General features: G+C 59.8%; 16 protein-coding genes. 4 read left to right on the forward strand and 12 right to left on the reverse strand.

The genetic code is table 11. From position 1 onward, the window contains the following. Both NGM99_RS20495 and NGM99_RS20500 read left to right on the forward strand, forming a co-directional pair. A partial coding sequence (locus NGM99_RS20495) for a hypothetical protein (protein WP_252822445.1) occupies nt 1–418 on the forward strand: 418 nt, incomplete at its 5' end. A gap of 140 nt (nt 419–558) precedes the next feature. Continuing rightward, nucleotides 559–867: a hypothetical protein gene (locus NGM99_RS20500; RefSeq protein ID WP_252822447.1), complete on the forward strand. Its 309-nt coding sequence runs from the start codon at nt 559–561 to the stop codon at nt 865–867. Nucleotides 868–959: 92 nt separating this feature from the next. Here NGM99_RS20500 and NGM99_RS20505 read toward each other — a convergent pair whose 3' ends face one another. Continuing rightward, the gene (locus NGM99_RS20505) at nt 960–1367 is read right to left on the reverse strand and encodes a Ros/MucR family transcriptional regulator (protein WP_252822451.1); all 408 of its coding nucleotides are present in this window, start codon (nt 1365–1367) and stop codon (nt 960–962) included. A 153-nt stretch (nt 1368–1520) separates the two neighbouring features. After that, nucleotides 1521–3128: a methyl-accepting chemotaxis protein gene (locus tag NGM99_RS21840; protein WP_252822453.1), complete on the reverse strand. Its 1608-nt coding sequence runs from the start codon at nt 3126–3128 to the stop codon at nt 1521–1523. Nucleotides 3129–3444: 316 nt separating this feature from the next. Here NGM99_RS21840 and NGM99_RS20515 point away from each other — a divergent pair, with 316 nt between their 5' ends. After that, entirely contained in the window at nt 3445–5808 is a 2364-nt protein-coding gene (locus NGM99_RS20515; protein ID WP_252822455.1) for a bifunctional diguanylate cyclase/phosphodiesterase, read from the forward strand. Nucleotides 5809–6540: 732 nt separating this feature from the next. Here NGM99_RS20515 and NGM99_RS20520 read toward each other — a convergent pair. The 5 genes from NGM99_RS20520 to nhaA form a co-directional block, all read right to left on the reverse strand. Then, complete coding sequence (locus NGM99_RS20520) at nt 6541–8310, reverse strand: SLC13 family permease (RefSeq protein WP_252822457.1); 1770 nt, start codon at nt 8308–8310, stop codon at nt 6541–6543. Nucleotides 8311–8466: 156 nt separating this feature from the next. Further along, nucleotides 8467–10227 (reverse strand): chloride channel protein, encoded by a 1761-nt coding sequence (locus NGM99_RS20525; protein ID WP_289852606.1) that lies wholly within the window; start codon nt 10225–10227, stop codon nt 8467–8469. Nucleotides 10228–10466: 239 nt separating this feature from the next. Beyond that, complete coding sequence (locus NGM99_RS21845; RefSeq protein ID WP_353937443.1) at nt 10467–10892, reverse strand: SRPBCC domain-containing protein; 426 nt, start codon at nt 10890–10892, stop codon at nt 10467–10469. A gap of 143 nt (nt 10893–11035) precedes the next feature. Further along, nucleotides 11036–11785 carry a GGDEF domain-containing protein gene (locus tag NGM99_RS20530; protein WP_252822459.1) on the reverse strand — a complete coding sequence of 250 codons (750 nt, stop codon included), beginning with the start codon at nt 11783–11785 and terminating at the stop codon, nt 11036–11038. 207 nt (nt 11786–11992) lie between these two features. Beyond that, nucleotides 11993–13192, reverse strand: coding sequence for a Na+/H+ antiporter NhaA (gene nhaA / locus NGM99_RS20535; protein ID WP_289852602.1), 1200 nt, complete (start codon nt 13190–13192; stop codon nt 11993–11995). Nucleotides 13193–13405: 213 nt separating this feature from the next. On the opposite strand from nhaA, the gene NGM99_RS20540 reads away from it, so the two are divergent. Further along, the gene (locus NGM99_RS20540) at nt 13406–14800 is read left to right on the forward strand and encodes a chloride channel protein (RefSeq protein ID WP_252822462.1); all 1395 of its coding nucleotides are present in this window, start codon (nt 13406–13408) and stop codon (nt 14798–14800) included. 9 nt (nt 14801–14809) lie between these two features. Here the strand turns inward: NGM99_RS20540 and NGM99_RS20545 are convergent, their stop codons facing one another. From NGM99_RS20545 to NGM99_RS20565, 5 genes are all read right to left on the reverse strand, one after another. Further along, a complete protein-coding gene (locus tag NGM99_RS20545; protein ID WP_252822463.1) occupies nt 14810–16075 on the reverse strand; it encodes a DUF2254 domain-containing protein in 1266 nt (421 codons plus the stop codon). Between the two features lie 502 nt (nt 16076–16577). Further along, complete coding sequence (locus tag NGM99_RS20550) at nt 16578–16967, reverse strand: DUF6220 domain-containing protein (RefSeq protein ID WP_353937446.1); 390 nt, start codon at nt 16965–16967, stop codon at nt 16578–16580. Continuing rightward, nucleotides 16964–17863, reverse strand: a complete 900-nt coding sequence (locus tag NGM99_RS20555; protein WP_252822467.1) for a dihydrodipicolinate synthase family protein — start codon at nt 17861–17863, stop codon at nt 16964–16966. The genes NGM99_RS20550 and NGM99_RS20555 overlap by 4 nt, the downstream gene beginning before the upstream one ends. Nucleotides 17864–17874: 11 nt before the next feature. Beyond that, nucleotides 17875–18510 (reverse strand): LysE family translocator, encoded by a 636-nt coding sequence (locus NGM99_RS20560; protein ID WP_252822469.1) that lies wholly within the window; start codon nt 18508–18510, stop codon nt 17875–17877. Then, nucleotides 18507–19706 (reverse strand): amidohydrolase, encoded by a 1200-nt coding sequence (locus NGM99_RS20565; protein ID WP_252822525.1) that lies wholly within the window; start codon nt 19704–19706, stop codon nt 18507–18509. The genes NGM99_RS20560 and NGM99_RS20565 overlap by 4 nt, the downstream gene beginning before the upstream one ends. Nucleotides 19707–19731: the final 25 nt, after the last annotated feature.

Raw genomic sequence — 19731 nt, forward strand, 5'->3', positions numbered from 1 at the left:
CTATGCTGGCATCACCATCCAGTCGGCAGTTATTTATGCGCTCAACCCCATCCCGCTTCAGGATCTCTGGATCCTTCCCGTTCTCATCATCGTCTACGGAATGATCAGCGTCCCGTTCGTGGCGGCCGGGCTTGCAGTGTTTGGCCTCCCCTTGACCCAACCCTTGCGGCGCTATGCTGACCATTGGTGGGTGGTAATCATTGCCGCTCTGTGGGGCGCAGTATCGGGTGAGATCGTCTACACCTTTATCGACAACGTCATCTTTGGCGCCAACTGGCAGTTCGGCACAGTCAGCCCCCAAAGCCTTGGGCCCATTTATGGCGTGCCCACCGCCCTTGCATGGTGGGTATTCCGACGGCGCGGCTGGCGGCGTGAAGAACAGCTCGCTGCGACAAACGGAACACACCTGCAAGGATGACCGCGGGGGGGCATTTTGGCCCACGTTGCTCGGACTAAAGCCATCCAGAGCCACGCCGAACGCGCTTATGTGCCTTGCTAACCGCCCTCCCCGTTCCATCTGGTTGCCGAGGCATCACACGCATTTGGATGGCAAGCAGTATGGGCACCACTCTGACCGCACAGTTCGAAACCCGTCGCGAGGCCGAAATGGCCGTTGAGCGGCTCGTCCAGCAATATGAGATCGAACGAACCGATGTCTTCATCGCAGCGGCAGGCGCGGAGAACACGGCTGGCGAAGAGCTCAGCGGATCAGACACGGAAGCGGGTCAACCGAGCCCTGAAGACCGCGACGATGCTCCTTTGAACGGCACTATCGAAGTGTCAGTCGATGTCGAGGATGAGGCGAAGGTCGAAAAGATCCTCGAAGCGTTCAGCGAGTTCCACGCGAGCGATGTCGAGCAAGACTGATGCAGCCGTGAGCTTGTGGCCTGCCACTGTCGCGCTGCCTATCAGGCCGCGTTGCGAACGATGGGCAGGCTCCTCAGGCGAGAGCGGTCGGGTTACGTTTTGCGGCTTCTGCCCAAGCCCATGGATCGTGCGATCTCGACACGCCGCTTCGAGTAGCTCTCGGCGACCATGGGGTAGTCGCTCGGGAGGTTCCACTTTGTGCGGTACTGGTCGGGCGTCATGCCCTGCTGTGCCAGATGTCGTCTGAGCGAGCGGTAGGGCTTACCGTTTTCCAAACTGATGATGTGATCAGTGCCGACGGACCGCTTCACACTCACCGCAGGCTTCTGCTTCTCCGCAACTTCGGGAAGCGGCGATGCAACATCTGCTCTTCTATCAAGCCCCGACAGCGACTGATGCACTGAAGCGATCAGGCTCGCCAGTTTGTCGACGGGCACATGATTGCTCCCAACAAAGGCGCTGACGATGTCGACGGTATACTCAAGGGTTTTCGAAGGCACGGCACTTCTCATGCTGGATCAGGGGCGCACCGCGGCTGTAAGTTGCGCAGTTGGCAAGGCGCGAACGATGTCCGCTCAAACGAATGCGGCAAGGAGGTACAGATCGCTTGATACGCTCCGCCGTCTTGATCGGTCATGACCAAGGTTTCCTTGTCAGGCGACCAAGCGCAGTTTGGCTCTCCGCTTGTCTTTGTCCTTTGCCTGTGGGGCCGGAATGGCAATGGCAAGTGGATCGGGTGATGTGTTGGTGAGGTTGTTCGATGCGTTGGCCTCAGCGACATCTTCCAGCTTGAATAGCATCGCCCGGTCATTGAGGGTTGTCGCCTCGTACGACAATGTCTCGGCGGTCATTGTCATCTCTTGTGCTGCACCAGCATTTGCTTGCGTGACCTGGTCAAGCTGGATGATGGCCTGGTTGATCTGATCGATCCCGATCGACTGCTCGCGGCACGAAGCGGAGATTTCGCCCACGAGCTTTGCCGTGTCACGAATGTCGGGCAAGAGCTGCTCGAACATCGCTCCAGCGCTTTGTGAGGCCGACAGAGTGTCGGTAGAAAGCTGACCGATTTCTGCTGCGGCCTGCTGAGAGCGCTCGGCCAGCTTTCGCACCTCTGATGCCACCACGGCGAAGCCCAAGCCGTGTGAGCCCGCCCGGGCGGCTTCGACGGCAGCGTTGAGTGCCAGAAGGTCGGTTTGCCGCGCGATCTCGCTGACAACCCTGACCTTGTTCGCAATCGTTTGCATGGCTTCAAGCGACTGAACGATGGCTGCGTGGCTGGTTGTGGCTCGATCAGCGGCAGTGGCAGCAATCCGCTCTGCCGCGGCCGCATTGTCCGCGTTCTGACGGATGTTTGCGGTCATCTCCTCAACGGCCGCCGATGTCTCCTCAGACGCCGAGGCCTGCTGAGCCGAGCCCACCGACAGCTGTTCGGCTGTTGCCGAAGACTGACGTGATCCGCCTTCAACGTTCCGCGTTGCCCCAACCACGTCTGCGATGATCGCGTTGAGTTTGAGCCGCATCTGGCAGATCGAAGTCAAAAGATCGCCGATCTCGTCATTGTAGGAATGCACAATGCGTTCGGAGATGTCACCGCGACCAATCTTATCTGCATGATGCATCGCGAGCCGGATACCGCGACCCAGCGTCCAGGCAATCCAGACCGCAGCAGCCATGCCAGCCGCAAGGGCTGCCACAATCAATGCGATCTGAATGGAGCGTGTGCGCTCATACACGGCCTGAGCATTGCTGACGAAGCGTGCGGCATCCGCAACTTCGGTGGTCTCCAAGGCTTTGAGCTGGGCGAAGAGCTGCGAAGCCAATGGCGCCTGCTCTGCTTCGATCAGTGCAATGATCCGGTCGCCGCTTGCGCTCCGCCCCTCGGTTCGCTCCTTGGCAGCTTCTGCCAAGACTTTCTCCTGAACCGCTTTGTTCTGGGCAATGAGCGGCATCAGGTTCTGCAACTCGGCTTGGGTCGCTTCGGCTGTGATGCGGCCCCAAGTTGCCTTGAGCTCCTCTTCAAGCTTGGTGACATGGCTTCGCTCAGTGGTGATCAGCGAGCGCAACAGTTCGCGCCGGGTCTCGGTCACCTCCTGCTCGATACGTTGAACAGCTCTGACCTTCTCGAAAGGCCCAGCTGCGAAGTCAGACATGGCGGCATTGGTTTGAGACAGGCTGGCAAGGCTGGAATAGCCTGACGCAGCCACAAGAAGAAGCACGCCGCCAAACGCCAGCGCGAGTTTTGATCGAATAGTGAGACGCACAAAATAACCCCATGAGTTCGACCGATCCCCTCTCCCAAGGGCTGCAATCGATCGAGTGATGGGGAGCTAGGCCTGCAGGGCTTAACGAACAGGCCGATCTTACGTCGCGTCAGCAAGATAGCGAGCACGCCGAGGGAAAGACCTCAAACGTGGTTACGCAACCCGCAACGGCAGCTGGCGTCACACGTCGGAGGCGAGCCATTCGAACTCTATCCAATCCTGAAGCAACGCAAAGTTCACCGAGAAGTCAAACAACCTACCTGCCTTAACGCACTTCACTCTTCTCCCTGCGATTGCTGCAGGCTTGGAGGGAAGAATGCAGGCACTCTACACATGCCTTGGCGATCTGCATGACGGCCGGCTGCTGCTGATCGCTGCGATGATCTGCATCGTCGGCGTTTATGCATCCTTCTCGATTGCCGCGCATGCCGGCCGCAGCGAACGCCGCGCCCGCACAAGCTGGGGGCTTCTCAGCATTCTGGCGGCTGGTGCCACCGCTTGGGCAACCCACATGATCTTGCTTCTGGCATTCCAGCCCGGGATGCTGTCGGGCTTCGATCCTGTGCTCACCGTCCTCTCGCTGATCGTCGGCTTGGTTGTAATCGGTATCGGCATGGGGCTATCGATTGGTCGGCACAGCGCAACAAGACGCTTTGGTGCGGGCACCATCCTCGGTGCAGGTATCGTCGGGTTGCACTATCTGGGCCAAGCGTCCTATCGCGTCACGGGCGAGACGCACTGGGATGGCTCGCTTGTTACCTCCTCATCCGTGCTCGGCATGCTGATCTGCGGGCTTTCCATAGTATCAGCCGGGGCGCGCAGGAAACCGTTGCGGCCATTGTCGGCGCCCCTTCTGCTGCTGTCCATCGCCGTGATCCACATCGGCGGCATGCTAGCCATGCAATTGTTGTTTGATCCGAGCATCTCACTGCCGCCAACGGCTCTGTCCCCTGAGACAGTGGCACCTGCGGTTGCCGCAGTCAGTCTTGGCCTGATCGCTCTCGCCTTCGTCGGGTTGCGCTTTACTATCAATGCCAAGCTTCAGGCCCGCCGCGACCAACTGCGACTGCGTGAACTCGCCAGTGTCGCGATCGAAGGCCTGGCGGTCTGCAACGACGGGATCATCGTTAGCACGAACGCCAGTCTCGAGCGCCTGTCCGGCTATGAGCAGGACGAACTTATTGGCAGACCGATCGCTTCCCTTTTGATGGGCCAGCAGGTCGCTTCGCTCCCGTTGGGCGAGGAACAGGATGCGAAGCTTCTGCATCAGCAAAATCAAGTCGTGCCGGTGCGCGTCGTTCGAAGCGAAGTGAAGCTCGGCAGCAAGGCGCAGACCGTGATTGCCGTGCGCGACCAGCGCGAGCGCCTTCGCACAGAAGCTCACATTCGGGTACTAGCCTACACCGACGCCTTGACTGGTCTCGCCAACCGTCAGCGCTTCAACGACCTCCTGGAGGAGCACGCGGCTGCCTGCGCCTACGGTGTCGAATGCTTCAGCCTTCTGCTTCTCGATCTCGATCAGTTCAAGGCCGTCAACGATACGCTGGGTCATGGGCTCGGCGACAAGCTGCTTAAGGCAGTGGCTGAGCGGCTCACCGCCATCAGCAATTCAAATGACGTCGTTGCAAGGCTCGGCGGTGATGAGTTTGCCATCATCATCACAGGCAGGACAGATGCTGCCAGACAGAGGGCAGACGCCTTGCTTGAAGCATTCAGCATGCCCTTTGCAGTCGATGGGCATATGCTTGGGATCTCCACCAGCATCGGTATCGCCTCAGCCTTCGAGAATGGGTTTGATCCAATCGAACTCACCCGCAAGGCAGATCTGGCGCTTTACGAAGCCAAACGCGAAGGGCGGAACAAGTATCGTCTGTTTGCCGATGAACTGAGCCTCAAGGCGCAGGCGCGTCGAAGCCTGGAACTCGACTTACGCCACGCATTGGCGCACGACCAACTCAGCGTTTACTACCAGCCGCAGGTCGATCCAAGGTCGAGCACGTTCGAAGGCGCGGAAGCGCTTGTCCGGTGGTTCCATCCCGAGCGCGGCTCGATTGCCCCCATCGACTTCATCGCAATTGCTGAAGAGGCTGGACTGATCGCCAAGCTGGGTGAGTTTGTGCTGCGTGAGGCCTGTCGCGAAGCAGCAAACTGGCCTGAGGCCACAAGGATCGCCGTCAATCTGTCTCCCATCCAGCTGCGTGATCGGCAACTGCCAAATATTGTCCGAGCCATCCTCAACCAGACCGGGCTGCCGGCGGAAAGACTGGAACTGGAAGTCACCGAAAGCGCCTTGCTGCATGACGATGGCGTCACCTACAGCAACCTTCATACTTTGCAGGCCTGCGGCATCCGCATTGCACTCGACGACTTCGGGACAGGCTACTCGTCGCTCAGCTACCTGCGCCGCTTTCCCTTCAGCAAGATCAAGATCGACCGCTCATTCGTCAGCCAGGTGCCGCACGATGCCGACAGCATGGCGATTGTCGAAACCGTAATCACGCTCGCGCACAGGCTGGGTATGACTGTCACGGCCGAGGGGGTCGAGACCCATGCACAGCTACACTTTGCTGCGCTCAAGGACTGCCAACAGGCACAGGGATACTTGGTGGGTAAACCGATGGATGCAGAGGAGTTGCGGCTGCAGTTCCTTGAAGAGAAGCAACTGAAAGTTGGGACGTAATCAATCTGCGGATAGCGGACCTTCTCTGAGAGCCTGTCCTGAGATCAGAAAATGGACTTCGTACTAATTCGGAGAGTGCTTCCAGGATTCCGTGTGTTGGGATATCGGAGATCCTGTTTAACGCAGTCTATGACCACGGACGCGTGAGGCTCACTGTTCCAATTGTCGAGGTCGAAATTTTTCTGGTGCAGGAGATCCTGCCAACATCTAACGCGAGCCGTTGAAAAGCTTGCCTGTCCGATTTCCAACTTCTGATCTCTTACTGTGCCAACATACCAATGGCGGCTTTCGGCGAATCTTCAGGGTGGGTGGAATGGCCGGAATGAGGTGCTAAGCGGAATGTCGGAACTTGGGCCGGGAGCCGACCGTCCGGTTTTGGGTAGAATCGATGAAAAGCTGCCGTTCTGCGTTCTATCCTGCTGATGTCACTTGTGGGTGCGAATACACGTATGAATATCTGACGTGAGGTCTAAGGGTCGGGATAGGAATTAGCCCTTCTCCCTCTTCTCGATCAAATGCCACCCCCCGACACGACGGCGTTTCTGCCTCCGTCACGGCATCAGGCATACCACAGGAGCAGACCTGGAATCCAATAGTTGGGATCGGTAGAAGTGCCCGCTTTCCAGCGCGCAGGGGGACCTCAGCCCGCTTCGAAAAGCAGGCTTCATGTGCTTCGAGTTGCCATACGCGACCATGACCGTCAGAGGTTGGGTGGATAGGCCTGTCAGCCACTCACTGCAGCGGCCACACGATCAGCAGCAACGGCACGGCAACGAGGATGACGATCAGCGAGAGCGGCGCTCCAAGTCGAGCGTAGTCGCCAAACCGGTAGCCACCTGGTCCCATCACCAGCGTGTTGCACTGGTGTCCGATGGGCGTGAGGAAGTCGCAGCCCGCCCCGATCGCAACCGCCATCAGAAAGGCATCGGGCCGGAAGCCGAGATCGTGGGCGAAGCCGGCGGCGATCGGCGCCATCACGAGAACCGTCGCAGCGTTGTTGAGAAACGGTGTTACGGCCATCGCAGCGACAAGGATGAGTGCGAGTGCGCCATAAGGCGGCAGAACCGTTCCGACCTCCGCCAGCTTGGCCGCAATCAGGTCGGTCGCACCCGTTGTTCTCAAGGAGTCGCTGACGGGGATCAATGCTGCGAGCATCACAAGAATGGGTCCGTCGAGTGACCCATAGACCTCGCGCAGTGGAATAACCCGAAATGCAACCATCGCCGCAGCCGCGGCAAAGAAGGCAACCGGGACCGGAACGACGCCGAAAGCTGTGGCGCCGATGGCGAGTACAAGGATTAGGACCGGTACGAAACCGCGTCGCACCGATCCGAGCCTTATCTTGCGCTCTGCCAACGGAAAAAGATCGAGTTCCCGCAACGCCACAGGCAGGCTTTCGGGGCTGCCCTGAATGACGACCACGTCGCCAGAACGCAGCATTGCCTGGCCGAGGCTTTCGGTGACGCGCCCGTTGCGGCGGCTCAAGGCGATGAGGTTGACATTGTATCGATCGAACAAGGTCAATGCCTCGGCCGAGCGCCCGATCAGTGGCGAGGATTCTGAAACCACCGCTTCAACGGAATGGAAATCCTCATCCGTGTTCGCTCCACGCCTTTCACCGGTCACGCTGAGGCTGGAATGCGCAACAAGCCGGTCAAGTGCTTCGGCCTCGCCCTCGATCGTCAGCCTGTCGCCTTTTTGCAGAACGGTGTCCGGCAATGGGGTCAGCGACGTAGTCTTGTCGCGCGCAATCGAAACGATCTGCACATCTTCATCGCCCGACGCGCGCAAATCGCCAACGGTCATGCCGATCAGCGACGATCCCTCAACGATGATCGCCTCGGTGACATAGTTCTTGATGTCGATCGCCTCGTGAACATCCGCGCTGACGCGTTGCCGTTCTGGCAGAAGCCGATGGAAGAGAACGAGAAACAGGATGCCCACGAGCGCCAAGGCAGCACCGACCGGCGTGAAATCGAACATCGTGAACGGCTCGCCCGTGATCTCGCCTCTCATGCGAGAGACAACCACGTTCGGCGAGGTTCCAACCTGCGTCATCAGTCCGCCGAGAAGTGCCCCGAATGCCATAGGCATCAAAAAACGCGAGGGTGAGACATTGGACCGGCGCGCGAACTGAAACGCGATCGGCATCATGATGGCGAGCGCGCCTATGTTCTTGATGACGGCTGACAGGAGCGTGACGACGCCAACCAGGATTAAAAGCTGAGCGGACACGGTTTTAACACCGGGCAGAAAACGCTGGATCGCGTATTCCATGACGCCGGACCGCGCGACACCGGCACTGACGAGGAGGGCGCTGCCGACAATGATGACAATGTCGTCACTGAACCCGTTGAATGCTCGGTCGAAGGGAACGATGCCGACTGCAATGGAGGCCAGGAGTGCGCCGACTGCCACCAGATCGTAGCGGAAGCGGCCCCACAGGAACGCGGCCATCATCAGCACGATAACCGATGCCGACAGGATCTGCTCGTTTGTCATTCAGAAGACGGCCCCCCTTTGCGCGCCATATGAACAGCCGGCTCCAACGCGGACAGAAGATCATTGTTGCTCGACAATTCAGGAGCAGTCCGACGTTGCCGAAGGATGTGGCCCGGCGGCAAGATGACGAGAGGCATTCGTCGCGCCGCAGGCGGCTCAGGTCTCGCCTGCAAGATCGCGCCGCGCCTTGTCCAGCTCCTCCGCATAGCGCCGCATCAGGTGGCCTTCGGTCATCAACCCGACAACGCGCCGTGTACGGAAACTGTCGACGACAGCCAGTTCTTCAGCCTTGGCCGCTTCGAAGATGTCGGCGGCCGCCTTGGCATTCATGGGCGGGATGAGCACGGTGTCTGGAAAGCGGATCAAGCTTCGAACGCTTCCCTGCTTCTCCCCTTCTGCTGAAACATCGGCATGCGCGTCGGGCACGAAGATCATGCCTGCATATTCCTCGCCGTCCTTGAGCGCGATCACGCGTTGCGCCGAACCGAGCGGGAAGAGAATGCGGAACGCCGCCAAGGACGTGTTCTCGCTCACTGTGCGGACATCGCTTCGCATCATGCTGCGCACCGTCAGATTGCGCATCCAGCCGACATCGTGCGCACTGCGGATCGTCTCGCCACGCAAGTGTAGGCGCCAGGTCGAGAACGAATAACCGAACACCGAGCGCACGACGAGCGAGGACACGATCGCAGCCGCCAGCACGATGCCAGTAAGGCTCAGGTCCCGCGTCGCCTCAAGTGCCAAGAACGTCATGGTGAGCGGCCCGCCAACCACGCCCACGGCGAGTGATGTCATGCCAACGACGGCGGCGACGCTCGTGTGTATGCCCGCTGAAGGAAGAACGATCGCGAACAGGGTTGCGAACATGTTGCCCAGAAGGGCGCCGAGAAACAGCGACGCGAAGAAGAGGCCGCCGCGAAATCCAGACCCAAGCGAGACGACGGAAGCCAAGACTTTCAAGACGAAGACGGTCGCGATCGCCCAGAAACTGAAATGCATCGTCAGATAAAGGTGCATCGCCCCATGCCCGCTTGACAATATCTGTGGCGAGATCATTCCGAGCAAGCCAATGATGACCCCGCCCAATAGGGGCCGAACGGCCGACGGCGCCTTGATCGATAGAAATCCGCGCTCGACCAGAGTTACCAGTTGCATGATGGCGATCGAGGCAAAGGCGCAAATTGCACCGAGAAGCAGAAATGGCAGATACTGGTGGGGCAAGATCGGAAGCATGGCACCGACTTCGATCGGAAACTGTTCAGCTCCCAACCAATCGGCCATCAGTGAGGCTGAAACCGCAGCCGCCATGACTGGCGCGACATTGGCCAGCGAGTAGACGCCGATGATGAGCTCGAAACCATAGAAGGCACTAGTGAGAGGGGCGCCGAACGCGGCAGCAATGGCTCCTGCCGCACCGCACCCCACGAGAACGCGCACATCGTTGCGTCGCAACTTGAGCGCACGAGCGAGCCTTGAGGCCAAGCCCGCCCCCACCTGCGTGAAGCCGGCCTCCAGTCCGACCGAGGCACCGAATCCGCTCGAAATCATGGTTTGCGCGGCGACGATCCATGTATCGTTGAGCGACATCCGGCCACCGTAGAGTGCATTGGCCTCGATCGGATCGAGCAGGGGCCGGTTACGATACCGGCGAAGAAAATAAGCCGCGATCCCCATGATGAGGCCGCCCGCAACAGGGACAACCGCATCCGCCAGACTCGAAAGATGCAAAAGGCCGGACAGGCGCACATCGACTGGCAGCGAAAACAAGCTCGCATGCATCATCTGCACGGTGCGGCTCATGAGCGTCACGAAGACGCCGGCCACCGCGCCGACCAGGCAAGCCAGCAACACAGTAGAAATGCCCTTGGCCTGAAGAATGCCGCCGATCCTGACACCATGGCCATGGGCAAGCTTCAGATGTTCGCGAATGGCTAAGGTCACGGTCAAATCAAGCTTGATGGGGGCGCGAAACGTGCAAAAAAGCGTAAGGCACGAAAATTGGCTTCGCGTGTACCGAGGATAGTGCAATCGAACAATCGGTTCGACCGTTCTCGTTGACCACATTCATCGGCAACGCGCTGCCGACCGGCATGCTTGCGCCATAGTCGGTGAGGAACTCGCCGCAGTCGACAAGCGCATGCACCCAAACCTTGCACTCACTTTCGCGCTCGGTTTTGACCTCTTCCCGTGAAGTAAGCCGCAAAGTTGTTCAAGACCCCCTGCCAGCAGGCCTGCTGTGCTTGTGGGTCAGACATGGCATTAGACTCAACGTATTGGCGAATGCGTGTGCCTTCACCCTCGCTCACAAATTCAGTTCGAACATGCATGTCACCATCGAGTATCTGCACCGACAGGTCAGGAGGGCGTAGTTCGACGTAGACACCCTCGATCTCATAGGCGGCCTGGCTGCCGATACTGCGTATACGAACTCGGAATGCTCCAGAAGTGCGCGCGTCGATCTCGCACCGGTCAGCAAACCAATCGTCACTGCGGACCCATCTTTGTGCTATTGCGGGGTTGTGATGCGCGCACCAGACTTCTCGAACTGAGGCATTTGCGAAAGCTTCGATGCAGAATCTCATGCATTGTTATCTACTGTACGGTGCTGATTTCGCCACAGCCGTTGGTGATGCACGGGGCACCCACGGCTCCGAACGGAGTCAGACAGCTATCAGCACGAGCACTCAGTTGAGTTTTAGCGCATCGGCAAATGCCGTTTCGGCCGCTAGTTGTACTCCGCCTGCAAGACAAAGGGCTCGCGCATCACCACACGATTGCGACCACTATTCTTCGCTGCATAGAGGCACGCGTCAGCTGCAGCGAACAGTTCTGATCGAGTTTGGATGGCGCGAGCACCAGTAAGCCCAACACTGACAGTCAACTTGCGTACGACGTTGGGTCTCGCTTCAAAATGGACGCTTTGCACGCTTGTGCGAATACGTTCCGCGATCAACAAAGCCTCCTCCGTGCTCGTCTCAGGCAGAAAAACACCGAACTCCTCCCCTCCGACGCGTCCAAAGATGTCGTTCTTTCTCACCTGACGGCGAATGGCATTCGAAAGCAGCTTCAACGCTTCATCGCCTGCTGTATGCCCGTAAGTGTCGTTGATCGATTTGAAGTGGTCGGCGTCGATGATCATCATCGCACCTGGTCGCCCGCCTTCTCTGGCTGTAGCCATCTGTTCGAAGAAGGCTTCACGCATAAGCGCACCGGTCAAAGGGTCAATGCTTGAGTGTGCCCGAAGCTTGGCGTGAGCCGCGGTAAGGTCGGCATGCATTCGTCTGAGCTTTTCGTGCTCCCAAAAGAAAAGAACAGCAAACGGGAGCGTTGTCACCAGAGGCATGAACATATTCATGCCCATAGCAAACGCACTGAAAGGTTTGCCTAGAGCCCAGCGAATGGTGAATGAGATCGACAAGCCCATTACACCCAGCAGGAGGGTGCCTAGGAAAGCCTTCAGAATGATACGCAGCATGCAAAGCCCATGGAGTAGGGCTCTAGTCTGCACCCGGAGCGTTAAAGTGCCTTTGGGGAATGCGATAAAGTTTGATCTGAGCATTAGGGCATACGCCGCCTGCTGATGCCGCTGGCGGGGAAATTCGCATGAACAGCGCTTAGCGGAAGGTGACACCACGACCAGTGGAGATGGGGTAGGAATGGCTCCAGTAATTTTGCCTCGGGTTCATTTGATGTCCTCCCGTTGCGCGGCTCGCAGAACCACGTAACCCAGGAGTCCCGCTGCGAGCGATCCGCACAGGATGCCGATCTTGACCTCTTCCTGGAGGATTGGATCATTGGCAAAGGCGAGCAATCCGATGAAGAGGCTCATGGTGAAGCCAATGCCGCATAGCAGCGAAATACCCAGAAGCTGTGCCGTGCTCGCACCTGCCGGCATGTCCGCCCAGTCCATCTTGACGACCAGCATAGCGGTCCCGAACACGCCGATCAGTTTGCCGAGCAGAAGGCCGAGCGCTACCCCAAGCGTCAGGTGATCGGTGAGCATCGCCGGCGAAAGCCCTACGAATGAAACACCCGCATTGGCAAACCCGAAGACCGGGATGACGAGAAACGTCACCCAGCCGTGCAGTCCGTGCTCCAGTCTGTGAAGCGGCGACTGCGCCATGTCGTCGGGCCGTGCCGGTGAAGGCTTGAGTGGAATGGTCAGCGCCAGAAGCACGCCGGCAATGGTTGCGTGCACGCCGGAGCGAAGCACGACGAACCATAAGATCGCGCCCACGAAGAGGTAGGGCCAAAGCTTGGTCACGCCTGCACCGTTCATGTTCTTGAGCGTCAGCAGTGCGACCGCTGCAAGGATAAGATACGGCACTGAGAGTTCGCCACTGTAGAACAACGCAATAATCACGACCGCACCCAGATCGTCGATGATGGCGAGCGCGGTCAGGAACACCTTGAGCGATGTGGGCACCCGGTTGCCCAAGAGCGACAACACGCCGAGTGCGAAGGCGATATCGGTGGCAGACGGGATGGCCCAGCCCCGCGCGGTGGCGGGATCGCTTGCGTTGAAGAAGAGAAAGATCAGGGCCGGCACGACCATGCCGCCGAGTGCCGCGACACCCGGCAGGATGCGACGGTTCCAGGTGGAGAGCTGCCCGTCGAGCATCTCGCGCTTGATCTCGAGCCCGACAAGCAGGAAGAACAGCGCCATTAGCGCATCATTGATCCAATGCGACACGCTCAAAGGCCCGACATAGGCAGTAAGCGTGTTGAAGTAGATGGATGCCAGGGGCGAGTTCGCGACAATCAGCGCAAGTGCTGCTGCGCCCATCAGCACGAGCCCACCGGATGCAGAACTGTCGAGGAACTCACGCAGCATCGAAAACGGACGGCGTGCACGGGTCGGATGGTCGTTCGGAACAGACAAAAGGCTGCGCTCCCTCGGAAAAACGGTTGATCTCGTTCTCCGTAGTCGAAGCTCGAAAAGCCCCGGGCGCACGCAGCACACGCCTCAAGGCAGGATACAAAAGGTGAAGCTTCGGGTCCAGCCTGCTTAAAGCAACCAGCAACAAAGTGAGCCAATTGCTGTATCAGTTCTTTGCTCGCCGAACGGCGGCCTGAAGCGTGATAGAAACGACTCATGCCTCCTCGTCCTCGCATCAAGCCAATCAGTCTCTCCCGATCGCGTCTGTATCGACGCTCCCGGCGTCTCTGGATGTCGCCGCGCCTCTGGCGGCCACGCCTCGTCTTCTGGCTGGGGGCGCTCGCTATCGGTCTGGTCAGTGTCGGCTTCGCGAAGGCCGCCGATGCGGCTCAGCATCTCTTCCGGTCGATATTGGGCGAAGACGGCGCGTGGCTGCCGCTTTGCCTCCTCCTGACACCGCTTGGCTTCGCACTTTCCTCATGGCTCGCGCTGCGCTTCTTTCCCGGCTCGCAAGGCAGCGGCATTCCGCAGGCCATCGCCGCACGCCACTTCCACGATGACGCCGACCGCCGTCCCTTCCTGTCCCTGCGGCTTGCGTTCGGCAAGGTTCTCCTGACGATCCTGGGCCTTGGCGTCGGTGCCTCCATCGGCCGCGAAGGGCCGACCGTGCAGGTGGGTGCTTCCCTGATGCTGCAGGCCGCGCGCATTGGCAACATGGCGCAGGCGCGTGGACTGATCCTCGCGGGCTCGGCCGCCGGCATCGCGGCCGCCTTCAACACGCCGCTCGCCGGCATCGTCTTCGCCATCGAGGAAATGGGCCGCGCCTATGAAGCGCGCACGAATGGGCTCGTGCTTTCGGCCGTGATCGTCGCTGGCCTTGCAGCCCTCGGCCTGCTCGGCAACTACACCTATTTCGGCGAGGCGAACGCGCACGCAACGACCTTGCGCGACTGGTTCGCCGTTCTTGTCTGCGGGGTCGGCGGCGGTGCCTTGGGCGCGGGCTTCAGCCTGTGCGCGCTGCGTCTGACCCGTCGCATACGCCGCTTCGTTTCTCCCGACCCGTTGCGGCGCACCGTCATGCTTGCCGCCGCATGCGGCCTCGGCGTGGCCCTGATCGGCCTTTTGTCAGACGGCCAGACCTTCGGCACCGGCTATGAGCAGGCGCGGAGTGCGGTGGAAGGCAGCGCACTGTCGCCGTTCTTCTTCGCCGAAAAGCTTCTCGCCTCGCTCTTTTCCATGATCTCTGGCATTCCCGGCGGCATCTTCGCGCCGTCGCTCTCCGTTGGTGCCGGCTTCGGTAGCGCGGTCGGGCAGTTGCTCGGCATGGGCGTCGGCCTTGCCGCCATTTTGGGGATGGCGGGCTATTTCGCAGGCGTCGTGCAGGCGCCGATGACGGCCTTCGTCATCATCCTCGAAATGACCGGCGGCAACGGCAATGTCATCCCGCTGATGCTGTCAGCCATGCTCGGCTACGGCACCGCGCGCGTGATCTCGCCCGAGCCGCTTTATCACGGCCTGTCGCGCCTGTTCATCGCCGATGCGCTGCGCCGTAAGCGGGCGGAGAACCAATATGCAGGCGATGCAAGCCAGATTGGCGCCTCCAATGCTTAAAAGCACCAATCAAGCTCTGCGGGCGTTCCACAATGTATCATGCGCGGTTGCGAAGAGGTCGCGGGCATAAGGGTCTTCTTGCCGACGTTCGACGCTTTCGGCCACACGTCTTGCATAAGCGGCAATTGCGGGGCGCGCTTCGGGAAGTGTGTCGTGGATCGCTGCCAGAACCTTCGTCAGGCGCAGCGCAACCTCGACCTCGGCAACCCCCTCGCGGATGATCGGATCGAAGGCATCCGCCATCATCTCCACCATGGTTGGCGTCGCGACGTGGACGGGTGGAAGATCGGACGGTGTATCGTTATCTTGATCGTCGTCCGGGTCTGGCGGCGCAAGTTTGAGGAACACGCGCAGGAGGCTGTTCATCACTTCGATCGCCGTGCCCGGATCGTTGGTCGCAGGCGCCAAGGCGCGGCTCGCCACCTCCGATAGCACAATCAAGCCCAGACGCGGATCCTGATCGAATGCGCGGTGCCGTCCGAAGGTGAAGGCCTCCCTCATCGCCTCCTTTGCCTCGTCGTCTGCGCTTCCCGTCCAAAAAAGTAGCGGTCGGAAGGGATGCACAAGCGTTCCGGGGATCGCGGCGAGATGGATCGTCAGATTGTTCTTGCTTGCGATCCGCCCGAGTGCTGGCACATCAACATGGATGACATAGCCAACCTGCTTGCCACAAAGCGGCTCGGCGCCGGCAGGCACGTCGACGGGTGGGCGTCCACCGCGAAAGGGTGAACGGGCAAAGTCCTGCATGGATTGGGACGCGGCATCTTCGACGCGGTCGATCACGTCTGACATGCGGCCGAAGGCAGTGATGTGGGTAATCCAGCGCAGCAAGGTCACCACGACGGCTGCCACCATCGCCATTGTGCCGGCAAAGAGCACGATCCGGCCCTGGTTTCCATAGAGGCCGGTTTGCAGGCCGATGATGCCAACGATGGAAAAGACGAAAGCGCCCAGAAAAGTCGACAAGGCATTCTGCGAAGTTGGATCTTCGCGCAGGAGTTGGGTCGCGCGCGGTGTGGCGAGCTGGGTTGCCGATCCATAGGCCGTCACCATTGCCGTCAGGGAGAAGGTCGTCACCGCCAGCATGCTGGATGCCAGGATCTGCAGGATGGTGCCGACGGCATTCTGACCGATCTCGACATGGAACTCGTAGGGGATGAGGCGCCCCGCCAAGCCAGACAGCGAAGCAAGCAGGATACCGCCCAGACTGATCAGTGCGGCACGGAACCCGATATGCCGCCGCATCTGCCTGAGAACCCACGACCATCGGCTCATTCAATGCCCTCCAATGTTCAGAGCGAATGAAGGGCTGCGGCAGGTTGTGACAAGGGCAAGACTGATGGCTTCGGTTAGGCCTGCTTCTCCTGCCGGCAAATAAGGTGCCGCTCAGCGTCCTACGCAGTCCGGGCGTTCGGATTACCGTGCCTCAATGTCAGATTTCGAAACTAAGTCAGAATGAAAGGAATGACTGTAATGAAGGCGCAAAGCGGAACAGCAGCTCATGGGCCAAGAGCCGACTGTCTGCTTACAATTGATGATCACCGCAAAGCAGACGTTCGTGCGCGGTGGAAAGAATGCCAGCTCTCGAGCCCGTCATGGACGTTCGGCATAAAAGGTCGAGTTGCCGAAAGTCGTCTGTCCGCTTGCAGAATTCTCAACATCAAACGACCAATAGAACGGCCTTGCCGGTGAACTCACGATGCACGAGTGCTCGTGACGTCGTGTCGATATCCCCCATTTCACGGTTCGCCCGATCACTGGCCGTAAGGATGGCGCTTTACACGCGAACCCGGCGATGCTCGATTTTCGCAAGGAGTACAAGGCTCGCAATGAGCAGGAGCGCGCCGTTGAGGGGATGGTAGGCGAGGAGCGGCGAGCTATCGCCAGCGGCGGGCGCGAACTGGACGAGCGTGAGAACGGTGAGGATGCCCGCCCACCAGCGGAAACCGCGCAGGCGCTTCACCAGAAGCGCCCCGAGAAACAGCGTCAGGACAGGCAGCGCTAGAAGTGAACCAAGCATGGCGTGAATTGCAAAGTCGCTTCCTGCGAACAGCGCCCGTCCCGCCAGAAGGAGGCGGACCCAGCGGGCAGCAGGAAAGAACCTGCTCGCAAGCGTTACGCATCGAAGAATTATCTGGTTTCGAGCGACTGAACTCGCTTCGCTCAGGTGTCCAACTGTGCGAGCCGATCTATGGCTGCCTCAACCCGAACGCGTTCGTTCGACGGAACCGGCAGAACCGGCCGTGGCGGGAGTATGCTCCCGAGGTTCAGCACATCCGCCATGGCATGCATCACCCGGAAGCTGCCGAACTGCTTGAACAAGGCCCATAGTGGCTGAAACGCCGTGTTGATCCGGTTTGTCTCGGCCAAGTTGCCTGCTTGTGCTGCGCGCGTCAGCGCGAGGGCAGGTTTGGGAAGCAGGCCTGCCACCACGCTGTACCAGGCATCGCAGCCTGCCAGAAGCGCGTTCGATGCACCCCAATCTCCGCTATAGCCGATGGCGAAATGCTTTGGTGTAATGTCCCGCAGCCGGGCCAACTCGCCTGCGAAATCATCGTTCTCGGGCAGTGGCATCTTCACGGCTTCTACATTGGGCAATTCTGCCAGACGCGCGATCAGCGCCTCGCTGAAGATGAAGCGCGTGGTGCTAGGGTTGTTGTAGATGCACAGAGGTAAGCGCCCAGCCGCAGCCACTGCCGCGAAGTGCTGGAACACTTCCTCCTCGGTGAGCGGCGCGTAGGACATGGGAGCAAGCAATAGGCCGTCTGCGCCCGCCTCATACGCATCTTCGGCCAGCGCCACAGCCACATCCGTGCGCAACGCGCCGACGCCGACCACAATCGGCACGCGGCCATCGACATGGTTCACCGCCACGCAAACAGCACGCATGCGTTGCTCGCGCGTGAAATAGGCATAGCCACCAGTACTGCCGAGCAAGCCAATGCTGTCCGCACCAGCCTCCACGATGCGGTCGAGAAACCGGGTCAGCAGCCCATCCTGAACCGAGCCGTTTGTATCGGCAGGCGTGAGCGGAAAGGCTGAAAGACCATGAAAGAGAGCCATATCCGGCCTTTCTAACTGCGCGACAAAAGCAGACGAAGGCCGGCAAACCCGAAGAACAATGCCAGCACGCCCTCGATCCACCGGCGTGCTCTTCGGTACAGGCTGACCATAGGCGCCGTCGAAAAGACGATGGCATAGCCACAGAAGATCGTAATGCTCAGCAGCGCGCAGCCGCCGAGGATCGCCAGGACCGTATGCTGCGCCGCACCAGGGCCAAGCCCGAGTGACATCAAGGCGATCCAAGCCAGCACCGCCTTGGGATTGGTCAGGTGCATGAGAAGGCCTCGTCGGTACAAGGCAAAGGGCGAGAGCCGAGTTTTGGCCATCCCGTTCCCCGATGCTGCACTGTCAGATGCAAGTGCTACCCGAGCTGCCCTGAAAGCCAGGTAGAGCAGATAAAGCCCGCCAAATATCTTCAGCACGATCAGGGCTTCTGCATAGCGTGCCAACATAGCCGAAACACCCGTTGCTGCCATCATCCCCCAGAACACCGATCCGGTAACGACGCCTGCCGCCAATATGAGGGCGGCCCGTCTCCCCTGATCCATAGCCACACCCATGATGCGCATGTTGCTCGGACCAGGGCTTGCCACCGCGATGATGTAAGCCGCATAGACCAGCAGCAACTGACGTATCTGGTCGCTCATGCTTGACCTCGAAGCTCTTGCTCCAACTGCGTCGCCGGTGCTGAACCCTCACCCAAGAGGTTGGCGGCGACACGCATGAACACGCGCGCACCGATAGAGATCAAGTCGTCGGGGAAGTCGTAATCGGGATTATGGAGTGCTGGGTGCTGCTCCCCTGCTCCCAGAAAGAACATCGCGGAACTCGCCTCGTGCCCGAACAGGCCGAAGTCCTCCGACGCTCGCATGGGTAGGTCATCTTCGCTGTGCGCAATGCTCAGTTCGTCGAGGGCCTGGCGAAGATGCTCGACTGCCTCGGGCGCATTTACGCTTGCAACGAATATCTCATGGTACTCGATCTCAAGCGATAGTCCGTGACGGGTTGCGATATCGGTCACGAGAGCTTCCGCAGCCTCGCGAAGTTCCGACATGTTGCTGTCGAGCCGTGTTCGCAGGCATGCCCAGACCTCGGCATAGCCCGGCGCGACGCCATAAACGGCCTCGCCCATGGCGGCGTGCGTGACAGTCACCATCCGGAACTCATCGACGTCGAAGCTCGCCCGACCAAGACGAGGAAGTGCGGGCATCAACTCACTGATCGCCTGCATCGGCGACACGCCAGTCTCGGGCATCGAGGAATGTGCGGTCTTTCCGGACAGTTTGATGCGCATTCCCCGGGACGCGCAGTTCACTGTCCCAGCCCTGAGCCGCACCTCACCCAACGGGACGCCTGGGAGATTGTGAAGCGAGAAGGCATAATCCGGCGCGATCTCAGCAAACCTCGGATCATCAATGACGCCGGCGGCACCATCGCCGGTTTCCTCGGCGGGCTGGAACATCAGCACAACCCGTCCGCGGGCCGGTCTTGCGCGTCCGAACTGCCGCCCGAGCGCGGCAAGGATCGTTGTGTGGCCGTCGTGACCGCACATGTGAGCCTTCCCCGGCACCTGTGAAGCGTGGGGAACGCCGGACAGTTCGTGAATGGGAAGCGCGTCGAGCTCGGAACGGAATAGAACGGTGGGACCAAGCTTGCCGCTGTCATAGACGATCGCTACGCCATGACCGCCCATGCCAGTGAGTATCTGGTCAGGCTTCGTATCCTGAAGAAATGCCACAACTTCGCGAGCCGTCAGCTGCTCCTCATTCGAGATCTCAGGATGCTGATGCAGCTTCCTACGCCAAGCTGTAAGCTCAATCAGGTCGTGGTTTGTTAGTGCCAAGGCGGAAACCTCCCTTCGCTCATGC

The sequence above is a fragment of the Mesorhizobium liriopis genome (assembly GCF_024053505.1).
In the GTDB taxonomy this organism is placed as follows: domain Bacteria; phylum Pseudomonadota; class Alphaproteobacteria; order Rhizobiales; family Rhizobiaceae; genus Mesorhizobium_B; species Mesorhizobium_B liriopis.

What these genes read in the sequence shown, in the direction of transcription:
- NGM99_RS20555 (WP_252822467.1), bottom strand. Translation starts at nt 17,863, where the DNA reads ATGGCTCTCTTTCATGGTCTTTCAGCCTTTCCGCTCACGCCTGCCGAT.
- NGM99_RS20545 (WP_252822463.1), bottom strand. Translation starts at nt 16,075, where the DNA reads ATGAGCCGATGGTCGTGGGTTCTCAGGCAGATGCGGCGGCATATCGGG.
- NGM99_RS21845 (WP_353937443.1), bottom strand. Translation starts at nt 10,892, where the DNA reads ATGAGATTCTGCATCGAAGCTTTCGCAAATGCCTCAGTTCGAGAAGTC.
- NGM99_RS20500 (WP_252822447.1), top strand. Translation starts at nt 559, where the DNA reads ATGGGCACCACTCTGACCGCACAGTTCGAAACCCGTCGCGAGGCCGAA.
- NGM99_RS20515 (WP_252822455.1), top strand. Translation starts at nt 3,445, where the DNA reads ATGCAGGCACTCTACACATGCCTTGGCGATCTGCATGACGGCCGGCTG.
- NGM99_RS20530 (WP_252822459.1), bottom strand. Translation starts at nt 11,785, where the DNA reads ATGCTGCGTATCATTCTGAAGGCTTTCCTAGGCACCCTCCTGCTGGGT.
- NGM99_RS20560 (WP_252822469.1), bottom strand. Translation starts at nt 18,510, where the DNA reads ATGAGCGACCAGATACGTCAGTTGCTGCTGGTCTATGCGGCTTACATC.
- NGM99_RS20540 (WP_252822462.1), top strand. Translation starts at nt 13,406, where the DNA reads ATGCCTCCTCGTCCTCGCATCAAGCCAATCAGTCTCTCCCGATCGCGT.
- NGM99_RS20520 (WP_252822457.1), bottom strand. Translation starts at nt 8,310, where the DNA reads ATGACAAACGAGCAGATCCTGTCGGCATCGGTTATCGTGCTGATGATG.